The organism is Tunturiibacter lichenicola (assembly GCF_051013355.1).
Taxonomy (GTDB): Bacteria; Acidobacteriota; Terriglobia; order Terriglobales; family Acidobacteriaceae; genus Edaphobacter; species Edaphobacter lichenicola_F.
Window position 1 is genome coordinate 609,058 of record NZ_CP132945.1, and the last position, 13,540, is coordinate 622,597.

The following is a 13,540-nucleotide window of genomic DNA, read 5'->3' on the forward strand; positions in this document are numbered from 1 at the left end:
CACGGAGGCCACAGACCATGAAGCAGAAGCCGCGCTCCCGAGTCAATCGCAAGAAAGCCAAGACCGTCTTGCGCCTTCCCGATCTTGAACATGCCAAGGCCGCAGTCCTGAACGGCTTGACGAGTGTCGACGCCCAGCGCGGGTATCGTCATGCCATCGATGAGTTTGTTGACTGGTATTGCTCAGAACCCCGTCTAGCATTAAATCGGATTGTGGTCTTACGGTACAGGAGTTATCTGGAGTCCCGGCAACTGGCCCCAGGAACTGTCAACCTGCGCCTGGGCGCTGTGCGGCGTCTCGCGTACGAAGCGGCCGATTGCGGCCTGCTCAGTTCGGATCTCGCAGCTGGCATTCGCCGTGTCAAAGGTGTGAAGAAACTCGGTGTTCGCCTTGGAAACTGGTTGACTGTCGAGCAGGCTCACTCTCTTTGGCAATCGCCAGATAACAAGGGTCTCAAAGGGAAGCGGGACCGAGCACTTCTTGCGTTGCTGCTGGCGTGTGGGCTGAGACGGCACGAAGCCGTTGGCCTGAGGATTGATGACTTACAGCAACGCGAAGAACACTGGGCGATTGTCGATTTGGTGGGCAAGGCAGGACACGTCCGAACGGTTCCGATCCCCGACTGGGTGAAAGGGCAGTTGGACGAGTGGCTGGAGGCGGCCGGAATTGCCCGGGGCAGGATCTTTCGCAGGGTCACCAGAATGGGACGGACATGGGGAGACTGCATGACGGAAAAGTCGATCTGGCATATTGTGAAGGATTGCGCGAAAGGGATCGGTATGCCTAAACTGGCCCCTCATGACCTGCGGCGGACGTGCGCTCGCCTGTGCCATGCTTCCGGCGGCGAACTGGAGCAGATCCAGTTCCTGCTGGGACATGTCTCGGTTCAAACGACCGAGCGATACCTTGGCTGCAAGCAGCGGATTCGGTCAGCGGTCAACGATCGCATCGGAATCGAACCAAGTCGCTAAGTTGCCAAGTGGTTCTGGAAGAGTTGCCGACCATCCGGCCAGAATCATCGGATCGTCCCCAATTTGGCCGCCAATGAGCAATATTGGACAGCTTTATCGTGGTTTTCCTGCTCGAATAAAAGCTTGCTGCATAATGGAGCGAGACCTGTGGCCACAAAGTAGCAGCCTTCGTGACAGGATGTGTCGCGTAGAATCTTCGGTCGTTATTTAGCAGTCATGAAGAGCTCTCAACCGGAGTATTCGACGCTTTGGCGGCGCAGTACCAGCTTAGATCAGGAGACTCGAAGCTCAAGGGCGACACTTTCATGCCGTACACAGACCAGTAAAGATAAGAACGCAACTATAGCTCTCAACCGGAAAATGACTGTGTGCCTGCGTTGGGAAAACCGAGAAGATAAGCCATCGGGAGCACTGCCGCATTTGTTCATGGTTGAAGAAAGTGCAGAACAGTTACAACCGCGCTCTTGTTTTGTGCGGTCGATCATTCACCTTATTAGGACCGCTCGGCTAAGGCTGAGTAAATAGTGCCACCAAACCGCGATGCCCGTGTTGCCAGTTTTTCTACGCACTTCAATCCTGCATCGCTGGAGAGTTTTCGGAGTCTCTCGAAGCCAACCGGATATGGTCCCCAAGGAGTTGGCCCGGATCGCTCATATTCCACAATCAGGAAACGACCCGTCACAGACAAAAGTTTTTTTAGGAGCAGATGTTGGTCCTCAATGAAGTGCAGAGAGTTTGCCATTAGAATCCCATCCGCCGAGGGGAGCCGAAGGCTAGAGCTGCGCAGATCCCCCAGAACCTTACGAATTGTGACACCGTGATACTGATCAGGAATTCTTTCCAGCGCTCCCTTGTCTAGATCAACAGCATGAATGGTGCTACCGGAAGCCAGCAACTGCGCAAGCGCCGTTGTGAACGTCCCGCTGCCACAACCGAGATCGCACCAGGATTGAGGTTGCGCCCGCCCAATGATGGGAGTACGGATGAGGGCTGTTGCCTCACTGTTCTTCATCCCTCAACTGTACTTCTCACTCACAAGACGACGTTTGAGTAGTAATATTCGGGGTCGTTCCAAGAAGTCGCCTCGTCGAAAGGAAGTTTTCATCTTGATGACGGCGCCCATCTGCGCAGCAAGCTTCGTGGACCTTCTGGATGGCTGCGTTTGCGCTCGCTACCGGGCGAAACTGGCCTTCTACCGCGGCGGCCCTATATGAATGATCTCCCCTTCGGAGATTGATGACGAAGGTATCTGGATTCCTTGCTCGATGGCAATGCAATTCTGCTTCGAGTTTTTGTAATCGGCATGAAACGCTTTTGTACAGGCGAGCTGAGATGCTACCCGCATTTCAGTGAGATGATATTCGCCGATCACGGCTTGTTCCCCGACACGGGCGGTCAGGTTATATCTCTCTTCTGCTATATAAGTCGCATGAATGTTTGTGAGTGGAAGGACAATCCCATGTGGATCGACAAAGACGATTATCACATTGAGTCCATCCGTCGACTGTTTGGTGTTGAAGTGGATTGTGATCTCCATGGTGACGGTATTGCCCGGAGTCTTGACAATGCACTCACTCGACTCCCTGCCATTTCTAGGTGAATTATTGGAGGGCAAGACCTGCGAATGGAGAATCGCAGGTGTCATGAAAAGTGATAGCAGACCTATTCTTAAGCAACTCACGTTGTCCTCATCTCGACGACTAGAATCTACTTACGGAAAACGAATGAACTAATTGACGGAACGCTTGAATAGCTCGGTCTGTCTCCTCGGCGCAAAGAGACGACTGCAGGCAGGACCAAGTATCCAAAATCGAAGCATTGAAAAGGGAAAATTGTGGCATTCCGCATCTTCTCGAGTCTCCTGCGATCTAAGTTGGTATTGCACTGGCAAATGTACTTAGAACTGCATCTGTGTCGAGTGTCTTCATCGCTATACCTCTCGTGACCGGGTAGCATTTACACGCTACGCCTATCAGACCTTGGCGACTAAGTATGTGAACACGACCGCGGCTATAACTGATGAGCCCGTGCTTCTGCAGTATTCCAGCTATACCCGTGACCGTGGTCCGCTGCGCCCCGATCATCTCCGCTAAATACTCCTGGGTGAAATCGAGGACATCCGCATGGGTAATATCCTGAGCAGTGAGGAGCCATCGAGCAAGCCGAGCGCCAGCCTCGTGGAGGCGATTACAACCTGCTACCCGACTCGCACTATTAGACTGCTGCTGAACACACTCGAGGACGCGCTGTCTTATCTCCGAGGACAAACTGAAGGCGTTCTGCACGTCCGACATCGAAATTCTGACAGCGGTAGCCTCAATCTGAATAAAGCAGTTAGTCGGTACTGGAGAGTCTGCGAGCAAATGAATGGCTCCCACTATGCCTTCACAGCCAATCATTCCAACACCATCGATATGACTACGGATGCGATTCCAGACGTCAGGAAATAAGCGAACGGAGGAAGCTGGTTGGCTTCATAGAGAACGGTTCGCCTGGGTAATGAAACTGTAGTGCCGCGCGGAACGAGCAGATTGCGGCTCTCGTCGAGCAATTTAGGTAGGAAAAGATTATTGTGGCAAAAAGACATAAGTGCGCCCCCAGCATCAGTTCGCAAGGTCGACCGTCTGCGGGCACGGAAGCGATCACGTCTCTGATAAGAGAAGGCAAATTCGAGGTTTGCCGGTATTAAATGAGATGCGCTCCGTGCGCCTCTGTCGGCAACCTTACATAAGTATTACTGTCCAGATAAAACCTGCCTCTTGGAAGGAAGTGTAGAGATAAATGGAAGAAGTTCCATCCCTAACCTCCTACGAGCGCTGGCCGCCTAAGAGCAGATGGACGTTATAAGTGGCCAGTGGCGGCGTAGTGGCGGATCGAAGCGTATCCTGTAACTATTAGCGAGTCTTTTCGCATCTCGCCTTCAGCAGTCATTTATTTCGCCCTAGACGAGCGCCCTCCAAGTACGCAACGGGAATACTGGAGCAGCTATGTTGAATAAAGGTTCGGATGTAAGGAATCACCTTTCGAGTGCTCACAAAGCACACCTGGTCACATCACCGTCAGAACATCCCCGCGACGTCGATCTGAAAGTCAACGACTCACGCCCAGAGAGCGGGAGTATGAATCCAAGACCAATCGATGAGCGGCAGGAAGCGAATGCGGGAAGCCAAACACAATAAGGGCAATCCAAACTGCTTGTTTCGGAGCACCCGGCAACTCAACCATTGAGCCGTAAAAAAGTAGGAGCCAGCGGTCCACGCGACTGCTGGCTTTTGCATTGGCTTCGAGTAAACGTGCTCGCTGATGGTTCTATGTCGCCCAACCTGAATAGTGAAGTTTGGCTCGCGGAGATGCATAGCAGGGGTATAAATTCAACGTCCGCCTCGGCACTAGGAGCGATTCGATTTTTGTCGCATTACTTGCCGAAGATGCGATCGGCATCGCGTGATGGCGGTCACTGCAAATGCTCGTGAGCCCTCTTAGACTGGTCCTGTAGTTCATTGCGGGAGAGCGTCACGGTGATTTGTATGGAGATTTGCGGACGGCATTTACTCGCTGTCAGATGATCGTCGATACCGCAAGCTTAGTTGATCAGACCGGAGCGAGCGTGGCAACAGATTCGCACAACAGAACAGAAATATATAAAGGAGATCCAAATGACTCAATCTCGAGTAGCTACAAGCATTATCGACACCCACCGGCACATTTTCGGGCCCAAACTGCGTCAGAAATTTGTCGAGAATATAGGTTTTGACGACTCAAAGCCATTGCCGCAGGCCAATGCTGGCGAGATGTTTTTCTATCGCGAGTCGGTTGATGTTGATTATTCGATGGAGATTCAGCGGCAGAGTGGGGTGTCTTCCTGCGTGAACAGCTATGGCGGCGAAGTGGAGACGTTCGCCCAGCACATCATCAAAGCAAACACGATCGACACACTCAGATTCCTGAACGACGAGTCCTTCGAACTTCGAGACAGGTTCCCCGATGAAGTTGCCTGTATGGCCAATGCTCATGCTCTGGAAGAGAGTGCGCGTGATGTCATTGATCCGCTAATTTCCAACAAAGCAGCATGCGCCATCAGCATTTCAACCAGCTACGGAAGCGGTGCAGATCAGGTCTTTCTCGATTCGCCCAAGGCCGAGTGGCTATGGGAGTACGCGCAGGACAAGGATGTGCTCGTCCATATTCATCCACCGCTGGTATCGATAGGCGCTGCTGCAATGCAGCAGTACAGGCTCATCGAAGCCGTAGGCCGGCCATTCGATACGGCGCTGTCGGCAGCTCGTATGATCTACAGCGGCGTCTTCGATAGATACCCAAAGCTGAAGGTCCTTTTCGTTCACATGGGTGGTGCCCTCGCCCCCGTGATTTGCAGGCTCGATTGGAACTGGGAGTTGAACTACAAAGGCATCCAGAACCCTCCGATTCACAAGGTGGATAAGAACCTTCGTAAGCCTTCGGAGTACTTCAGATCGAATATCTATGTGGATACGATGGGCCCCAGCGCGATCGGCCTCAAGGCCATGATCGAGATGTGCGGCATTGACCGCATACTGTTTGGAACCGACTTCGGGCCGGTTCCAATGAGTCCAAAGTTGCACATCGACCTTGTAAACGAAACGATCCCTGCTGCTGAAGATCGTAAGAGAATTTTCTCAACCAATACACTTGCCTTGCTCCGTTTGGCTGAGAGTGCACCTCGCCTCGTTCCCAAAGCTGCTTAGTCTTGATGGGCGAGCCCCGGAAATCATGTAGAAGTTTCCGGGGCAGGACGGTAACAGCTCGAGCGGATTCGCCTTCATTGGCTGCTACCGAAGGTTGCCATTCGAGCAGATGAGCTAAATCGAGTCGCGCAGAGGTAGCTTCAAGGATCGGTCCGTCTCCTGAGCGGACAACGCTCCAGAAGCTGAAGCAGCCTCCTGAACTGAGGTTGGTTTTATGTTGGTCCGTCAGACTGCGCTGTCGGCGTCTGTACAGAATTGAGGTTGGTCATGAAGATCGGTTTTTTCGGAAAGCACAATGCATTTGCGCTGGAGATGTTTAGGCGACTTCAGTTGGACTACTCACGAGACGAGTTTTCTAAATGGCAGCCGGGTGAGGAGGCTCCATCGACGGAATTGGAGGTGATCATTGCTTTCGATAGAGTCGTGTCTACGGAAATAGAAGCACAGGCGAAGCTTGGTCTGATCCAGATGGCCTCTGCTGGGTACGAGGGAGTGGATGTCGATGCGGCAACGAAGGCTGGTGTCTGGGTGGGCTCGGCGCCTACGACGAAGACCGGCAATGGTGAATCGGTGGCTGAAGTTGCTGTGCTGTTGATGCTCGCAGCCTCTCGCAGGCTGAATGAAGAACTTTCCTTTACACATGGCACCCCGCAGGACCGGTCCGAGAAGCTGCAAGAGAATATGGCGCTTTTCGGCAAGACCGCTTGCATTGTAGGGCTAGGAGGAATCGGAGATCTGTTGATCGAAAGGCTCCGAGGATTCGGGATGATCTTGACGGGCGTCGATGATCACCCGGAGCACGCGCCGAATGGAGTTCGAGCATATCGACGCCACGAGTTGAAGATCGCAGCGGCGGCGGCTGACTATGTGGTTCTGGCCATTCCGGGAACGACGGAAAATGAAGACATGATCGATGGGACGGTACTGGCGGCAATGAAGAAGAATGCGGTGTTGGTCAATGTAGGTCGAGGGACCTTGGTGGATGAACCGGCTCTGCTGGCGGCAGTGAAGAGCGGCCACCTCTTTGGGGCCGGTTTGGATGTGGTGAAAGATGAGCCTGTCAGCGAAGAGAACCCACTTCTCAGTGAGCCACGTATCTTTGTCACGCCACATATCGCGGGATCTACGGACGTGATGCTCGATGGCACTTTGAGGTACCTGGGTGAGGTCTTGGCCGAGTATCGAAATGGATTGCGATCAGCGGGAATCATCAATGACCCTATAAACCCAAGAGTGCTTTTGCGAGAACCTTTTAACGGTGACAAATCGCACAACAAAAGCTCTCTAGTGGCGGCAGGCTGAATCCTGAACCGAGGTTGATTTTATGTTGGTCCATCAGATCGCTTTGCCCTACACGCGAAGGTTACCGGTGTCCGTCGTAAATCCGCGTCAGTGAGTGATTTCGCACGAGCGAAGAGGTTGGCCAAGACTGATACAAGCAGTCTCGAAGTTCATCCGGCTTTGGCACTTCGTAGTAGAAGAATCGGACACTCCGCAAGTCTTACGACTTTTTCGGCGATCGATCCGAAGACAGTGGGTCTCCATCCAGAAGTACCATGAGTGGAAATAACAACCATGTCGATGTGCTCCCGATCGATCACCATCAAGATATTTCCCACAATATCGTTTCCGACTTCGACCAGGGAGGAGGCCTGCACACCCATTCCGGCAAGATGGTGAGTGCACGTAGCCAAACGCTCTGATGCCTTTTTTTTCGCCTCCTCCAAGAACTCCTGCTGAGGAAAGTAGCAGCTGGAAAACTCGTCGGCAGAGACAATCGGGATCACGGGCACGATGTTTAGTAAAACGAGCTGCGATTGAAAGTGCTGCGCGAACTCCGTCCCGGTCTTAAGCGCGGCATCGGATGAAGGACTGAAGTCGACCGGGAGGAGAATCTTCTTAGGGTGAAGCTGCATTTTGTCATCGTGTAACATGATCGATCCTCTTCGTGTACGTCATTAAGGACAGTGCATTCAGGAACATCCGGGAAGCTATGAGGAAATCAGCGCATGCGATTGAGCCAACGGGAATTGATTCTTACCAGCCCTACGCCTTCGGCGGATGTAAATGCCCGCGCATCGTAGGCAGTGGCCGGGCGAGTACTCTGGAGCGCCCCGATATGAAGCGTGCTTTGACGTTGCAGGCTGCGTCCGGTGGGTAGCTGAATCGCTGGGAGGTCTTGAGAAATCACATACATTTCTTGATAGTCGATTGGTTTTAGCATGATGAGCATCCCATCCTTCTAAATCAATTCCTCGAGCAGAACCGAGCCAGATAATCACAGATGCGGGTGGAAGTTTCTCCCTCCGCATCGGTGCGAGTTTTACAACTGCGGATCCTAGATCGCAACTTGCAGGTTGTTCTCTACCTGCCAGACTCCAGGCGCTGACCACGCGGCATGCTCTGCCTCGCGTCGTTCTGCCCATGAGCTCACATTTCCACTCATCACAACTTTGTTCCCCATCACCTTTAGGCCAATATGCGAGGCGTCGACCTGGGCCGCTCGCCCAAAGGCACTCTCAATATCCTTCTTCAGGCCTGAAGCTGAGACCGCAGCTTTGAGGATGATGAGGTTATTGACCGCGATGACACCCGTCAGGTGCCGAACCGCGTTCTCAGCTGCCTGCCGCTCGAAGTTGTAATCGACTGAACCGTCGAGTGTGACCCAACCGTTATCGACTCTGACCTGAATCGCACCTGAGGGCACTCTCACCTGCCAGCTCATTGCGTTCAGAGCCGCGGCCGCGATGTCCTGGTCGCTCCTCTTATGGAGCGAAGGAAGGTCGACCTTGGTCTCGTCTGCTACCGCCCTCACCCCTGCGACACGCTCTGCTGCATGTTCGGCTGCATAACGGCCTGGATAGCTTGGCACCGTGCCTGTAAGAGTGATGACACCGCCATTCGCCACAACGCCAACGTTCGATGCGTCAAGCCCAGGTTCGTAAAGCAACTCATCTATGACATCCTGCTGCAACATGGAATCAGTTTTCATAAAGCTCCTTGAGAGTATTAGCTTTGAGCGGTTGTTGTGAGCTTGCTGATGGACTAGAAAGCTGCCCAACCAAGCTCGTTGCTGACTGTCTGAGACTGAGCTTAGGATCTCTAAGCGCACATGTCAGTGACAGCCGTCACACGGCTGCAAGCTTAATGAATTGCCACGTCTTAGGAAGTTGTACTGTCACAACTGAAGTTTCTCCTTGCGCGAAGAAGCACCCGTTTCGTGGCATAGCTTATCAAGTTGGCGACTAGGAAAGCGTAGACTGACTTCCAGGCGCTGCGCGATGTATCTCTCAACTTGCTTGTTCATTACATAACTTGGATGGTGCCGCCTAGAAGGGTTCAATGGAGCTCTTAAATCAATGGATTCCGCGATCGATTGAATGTCTACATGACTACACTGCGAAACAATTCGCTCAGGATCTCGTCGCAGGAATAACGGTAGGACTTGTAGCTCTGCCGTTAGCCATGGCTTTTGCCATCGCCTCCGGCGTCCCACCTCAGGCGGGCATCTACACGGCAGTAGTCGCCGGGTTTTTAATCTCGGCATTAGGCGGTTCGAGGACGCAGATAGGCGGCCCTACCGGCGCGTTCGTTGTGATTGTCGCGGGAATTGTGGTGAAGTTCGGCCTATCCGGGTTGGCGCTTGTAGGGATCATGGCAGGTATTTTGCTTCTGATCATGGGATTGACCGGTTTAGGGACTGCGGTTAAGTACATCCCACGCCCGGTTATCATCGGCTTCACCAATGGGATTGCACTTCTCATCGCATCCACACAGATCAAAGATTTTTTAGGCTTAAGAACACCTCCAGTACCGTCTGACCTCCTGTCTCGAATGGAGATGTTGGTCCACTATGTCGGGAGCACGCAGTGGCAGACGGTTGCTACTGCCGCAACTTCACTAGTGGTGATCGTATTCTGGCCACGCATCACCAAGCGCGTCCCCGGTTCTATCGTTGCGCTCTTTCTTGCAACAATAGCTGCAGCCTATTTTCACTTACCTATCGAGACGATTGGCAGCAAATTCGGGGGAATCCCTCAAGGCTTTCCTCGCTTCGCGATACCCAGCTTTCAGTCAGCACACATTCTTGCTCTGCTTCCTTCGGCTTTTACTGTTGCTCTTCTCGCGGCGGTGGAGAGTTTGCTATCGGCCGTCGTCGCTGATGGAATGAGCGGCGATCGGCACAACTCCAACATGGAGCTTGTAGCTCAGGGAATCGCAAATATAGCGTCTCCCCTTTTCGGTGGCATACCCGCTACCGGAGCGATTGCGCGTACGGCAACTAATATTCGCTCGGGAGCTCTGACTCCGATTGCCGGGATAATCCATGCATTAACCCTGCTTACCATTCTGCTAGTCGCGGCTCCCCTGGCACGTTTCATTCCCCTCGCGGCGCTCGCGTCAGTCCTCTTTGTTGTGGCCTACAACATGGGTGAGTGGCGTGAGATCGCCACAATTCTTCGGCTTTCGATGGCAGACATTGCGGTCTGGTTTACGACGTTTACTCTGACTGTGTTTGCTGACTTGACTGTGGCCGTGGGAGTCGGCATGGCGCTCGCGGCTCTCCTCTACATACACCGCGTCGCTGAGACAACAACGGTAGAATCGGTCACTCCACAGTATCTGGAGGACGGGGAGGCACACATTCTTCAGGGGAAGACCATCCCTTCAACGGTCACCATCTTGCGTATACATGGGCCTTTTCTTTTCGGCACGACGGAAAAGCTCGCTGAAGCTACGAAGAATCTTGATGAATTTGGAAGTGTTGTAATTCTGCGGCTACGGAACATGACCGCACTCGATGCGACTGGCATTCATGCCTTGGAACAGTTTTCGCACCGGCTAAGGAAGGCAGATAAGACGCTTCTGCTCTGCGGGGCCAGGAATCAGCCATCACGACTGCTGTCTAATTCAGACTTCCTCAAACAGGTGGGCCCCTTGAACGTGCTACCACACGTTCAAGGGGCGCTGTCTCGCGCTAATCAAATTCAGGCAGAATTTGGCGGAATAGGACCTGAGATTGCACGCGAAATGGCACATTTGCCTCTTTGAAGTAGCTGTCTACGCCGGAGCTGTAACGAGGATCGCGATAACGCCAGGAATCTAATGACTCTTGACCACAAGATTAATTGTTGCGTTCTGATGATCGTCGAATTGACTCAACTCCCTAACCCCTGATCTTTGCCCGCGGTAGGTGAACCAGACGCGGTAATCAACTTCGCCTTGGATCCGCTTGAAGCTGTATCGCCCGCTTCGATCGGTGATGTAAGAGGTGACGCCTTTCGTATTTTCATTTTCGATCTCCACTACCGCACCGTTCAAGGGTTCATGGTGTCGATCTTGCACTGTTCCAGTCAGGTTGCGTAAAGAAGGTTGCCCAGACAGGGGGGTGCCGCGTAGCAAGAGAGCCATCACCGCCAACACTGCGAAGAGCAATCTAGCGTTCATTGCGGCTCTCCGGTGCATCGATGACCAGAACTGAAGTATCACAGTTTGCGAGAACGGCTAAGACAATGAGGGGCGGACAGCTGCTGCTGCTGTCATAGCCAGTGCAAGGGCCAAGGCATGAGCACTGTGTTCGAGATGGTCCCGTCGGGGACGTCAAAAGCTTGGATATAGGTGTCATCGAGAGCCTCAGTAGAAAGGATGAGCCTTTTGTATCCCGTCGTATGTGATAGCGATCACCGAAGATTTGTGGAAGTGCCCCTATCTAAGTCCACCAAGCAGCCTCTGTCGTTAGGCGTTCGACAGTGACCGCCGTCACAGACCGTTCGAGAGTTGAAAGGTCTAATTAGGAAGAAATAAGTCTCAGGCATTCGCAATCTGGAGTGCCTGCTTCGAGAGGCAATTTATGTCCAACGTTCAGAAATGTGTTTACTGTGGCTAATTTCCCACCGAGACGGGTGCTTCTTGCAACAGACTTCTCTGCGGCTTCGCGGGCAGCATTTCAAGCCGCGCGTGTGCTGTGTCGCTCTTTTCAGGCGGACCTTTACATCCTCAACGTCTTCGAATATGCGAACGCCAACCCTCCCGAATCAGGAGGAATGTTGCTTGGGCTTGATAGCTTCTACCACGATGCGGAGCAATGCCTCGACGACCTCATACAGGAGGCGAGGCGATCCGATATCAAGTGTGATGGCAGGATAGGCAGTGGAATGGCTCAGCGATGTGGAGGCATGTTACTACTACTGGCGCTGTTTCCTCTCGCGGTCCACAGTGAACTATTTTGGTCTTCATGTTCATCACACCGGTATCGAGATTGTGCACGCTGACAGAGGGGGCCGACATTGTTCATCAATGCTAGTCTTGTCGACCATCCGAGATTTGGCAGTTCGTCTGAGTCTCAACGAGTGATAGATCGCCAATGCACTCATCAGGTCTCGTTAAGGCCTCCAAATTTCCGAGTTGCGGTCGGATGACGGGCAACACGGAACTTACCAGTGATTCGAATAATCCAACCGGGAGCTTCCCCGATGTGGCATGATTTCACCGGAGGTGTCTTGTGAACAAAAGGCTTTGTTTCTTGTTTACTGTAATGACGGCTGTTCCGGTTGCCCTACTTGGACAGGAGAAATCCCAAGCTCCGGCCGCCCCACCAGCGAATCCGATTACCGCAAGCGAAAAAGGCGTCTATTCGTTTGTGAGCAGCGCGGTGATCGGCGCGGCTCAGAAGATGCCGGAAGAAAATTACTCCTTCAAACCAACACCGGACGTTCGCAGCTTTGGCCAACTGGTGGGTCATGTGGCGGACGCTTCTTACATGTTCTGCTCGCTAGCCTCGGGTGAACCAAATCCAACGAAGGACATCGAAAAAACGAAGACCTCAAAGGCTGATCTCGTGGCAGCGGTAAAGGACGCGGTTGCGTACTGCAATAAGGCGTTCGACAGCATGACCGACGTCAAGGGCAGCCAGATGACGAAATTCTTCACCTTCGATTTGGCGAGGCTCACTCTGTTCTCCCTCAATACGGCGCACACGGACGAGCACTACGGGAACATGGTGACCTATATGCGGCTCAAAGGAATTGTGCCGCCGACCAGCGAAAATCAGCCCGGACAAAAACCGAAGTGATAGTGATAGAGACCTCGGGTGTCAAACTCCAGGTCTATATCGGGGTTGCTGTCAAATAACGGGCAAACCGCACCTTACTGCCTGTTGGCCCGACCGGAGTCACTATGCCGCCTCGGACAGCTGGATTTGGCAATCGGCGGCAGGACAATAGTGCGTCAGGAGTGCCGCCGGTGACAGTTGCGCACTCAGTGGCAGTATTCCATTGCAACCAGCAACTCGGCGGCCAGGATGGTCTCGGGAAGGGTCATGCGCGTCCGCCCATCCACGCTGCCAAGTGAAGACCTCTCGGCAATTGCCACTTGACTTTCAAGAACTACGGTTTCTTATCCACTTTGCAAATCACATAAGTGGGAGGGTTTCCATGATCCACCCCGGCGGTGGTCCCATCTGGACAGCACCAATCTTTGCCGAACCCGCCGATTGCCCCATGAGACTTACCGTAGGTCAATCCTCCGGGGGCGGCGGCAATGCACTTGGTGCTCTTTTGACATGTCGGAGCGTCCTCTAAAAGGCACGCAGGAAACTCCGTTCCCGGAGGCAAGGTGACGCGTACCACGGGCCGATTGAAATAAAACACGGACCCTAAACCTATCAGCGCCAAACCTATGAATATTAGGGTTATGGTTGATTTCCTTGAGATGATCCTGGGATTGCCCATGAAACCTCCACACCGATTCGTATTATTAGTGCTGCGAACGCCCCTACCTTACCCAATCTCTTATGCGAAAGATACGGAAAAGGTAAATATTTCCTCAATTGCAGGGGGGGTCGCA

At 53.0% G+C, this 13,540-nt stretch carries 13 protein-coding genes; 7 read left to right on the forward strand and 6 right to left on the reverse strand.

Annotated features, from left to right (window positions below):
• Positions 1-17 precede the first annotated feature (17 nt).
• Complete coding sequence (locus RBB82_RS25275) at positions 18-971, forward strand: tyrosine-type recombinase/integrase (RefSeq protein ID WP_433975896.1); 954 nt, start codon at positions 18-20, stop codon at positions 969-971.
• Positions 972-1,464: 493 nt separating this feature from the next.
• On the opposite strand, the gene RBB82_RS25280 is transcribed toward RBB82_RS25275, so the two are convergent.
• The 3 genes from RBB82_RS25280 to RBB82_RS25290 all read right to left on the reverse strand — a co-directional run bounded on the left by RBB82_RS25280 (position 1,465) and on the right by RBB82_RS25290 (position 3,370).
• Positions 1,465-1,983, reverse strand: coding sequence for a class I SAM-dependent methyltransferase (locus RBB82_RS25280; RefSeq protein ID WP_433975897.1), 519 nt, complete (start codon positions 1,981-1,983; stop codon positions 1,465-1,467).
• A 180-nt stretch (positions 1,984-2,163) separates the two neighbouring features.
• Positions 2,164-2,508, reverse strand: a complete 345-nt coding sequence (locus RBB82_RS25285; protein ID WP_433975898.1) for a hypothetical protein — start codon at positions 2,506-2,508, stop codon at positions 2,164-2,166.
• Between the two features lie 331 nt (positions 2,509-2,839).
• Positions 2,840-3,370: a Crp/Fnr family transcriptional regulator gene (locus RBB82_RS25290; protein WP_433975899.1), complete on the reverse strand. Its 531-nt coding sequence runs from the start codon at positions 3,368-3,370 to the stop codon at positions 2,840-2,842.
• Between the two features lie 1,257 nt (positions 3,371-4,627).
• On the opposite strand from RBB82_RS25290, the gene RBB82_RS25295 reads away from it, so the two are divergent.
• On the forward strand, positions 4,628-5,695 hold the full coding sequence (locus RBB82_RS25295) for an amidohydrolase family protein (RefSeq protein WP_433975900.1): 1,068 nt from the start codon (positions 4,628-4,630) through the stop codon (positions 5,693-5,695).
• A 267-nt stretch (positions 5,696-5,962) separates the two neighbouring features.
• Positions 5,963-6,997, forward strand: a complete 1,035-nt coding sequence (locus RBB82_RS25300) for an NAD(P)-dependent oxidoreductase (protein ID WP_433975901.1) — start codon at positions 5,963-5,965, stop codon at positions 6,995-6,997.
• A 149-nt stretch (positions 6,998-7,146) separates the two neighbouring features.
• Here the strand turns inward: RBB82_RS25300 and RBB82_RS25305 are convergent, their stop codons facing one another.
• Positions 7,147-7,611: a universal stress protein gene (locus tag RBB82_RS25305; RefSeq protein ID WP_433975902.1), complete on the reverse strand. Its 465-nt coding sequence runs from the start codon at positions 7,609-7,611 to the stop codon at positions 7,147-7,149.
• A gap of 77 nt (positions 7,612-7,688) precedes the next feature.
• On the opposite strand from RBB82_RS25305, the gene RBB82_RS25310 reads away from it, so the two are divergent.
• Positions 7,689-7,856 carry a hypothetical protein gene (locus RBB82_RS25310; protein ID WP_433975903.1) on the forward strand — a complete coding sequence of 56 codons (168 nt, stop codon included), beginning with the start codon at positions 7,689-7,691 and terminating at the stop codon, positions 7,854-7,856.
• Positions 7,857-8,033: 177 nt separating this feature from the next.
• Here the strand turns inward: RBB82_RS25310 and RBB82_RS25315 are convergent, their stop codons facing one another.
• On the reverse strand, positions 8,034-8,687 hold the full coding sequence (locus tag RBB82_RS25315) for a BON domain-containing protein (RefSeq protein WP_353064503.1): 654 nt from the start codon (positions 8,685-8,687) through the stop codon (positions 8,034-8,036).
• A gap of 350 nt (positions 8,688-9,037) precedes the next feature.
• Between RBB82_RS25315 and RBB82_RS25320 the strand changes: the two genes are divergently transcribed.
• Complete coding sequence (locus tag RBB82_RS25320) at positions 9,038-10,747, forward strand: SulP family inorganic anion transporter (protein ID WP_433975904.1); 1,710 nt, start codon at positions 9,038-9,040, stop codon at positions 10,745-10,747.
• A gap of 51 nt (positions 10,748-10,798) precedes the next feature.
• Here RBB82_RS25320 and RBB82_RS25325 read toward each other — a convergent pair whose 3' ends face one another.
• Positions 10,799-11,143 carry a carboxypeptidase-like regulatory domain-containing protein gene (locus RBB82_RS25325; protein ID WP_433975905.1) on the reverse strand — a complete coding sequence of 115 codons (345 nt, stop codon included), beginning with the start codon at positions 11,141-11,143 and terminating at the stop codon, positions 10,799-10,801.
• Positions 11,144-12,197: 1,054 nt separating this feature from the next.
• Here RBB82_RS25325 and RBB82_RS25330 point away from each other — a divergent pair.
• Together RBB82_RS25330 and RBB82_RS25335 are read left to right on the forward strand one after the other, a co-directional pair.
• The gene (locus RBB82_RS25330; RefSeq protein WP_433975906.1) at positions 12,198-12,767 is read left to right on the forward strand and encodes a DinB family protein; all 570 of its coding nucleotides are present in this window, start codon (positions 12,198-12,200) and stop codon (positions 12,765-12,767) included.
• Between the two features lie 104 nt (positions 12,768-12,871).
• Complete coding sequence (locus RBB82_RS25335; RefSeq protein WP_433975907.1) at positions 12,872-13,045, forward strand: hypothetical protein; 174 nt, start codon at positions 12,872-12,874, stop codon at positions 13,043-13,045.
• The last annotated feature ends 495 nt before the right edge of the window (positions 13,046-13,540 follow it).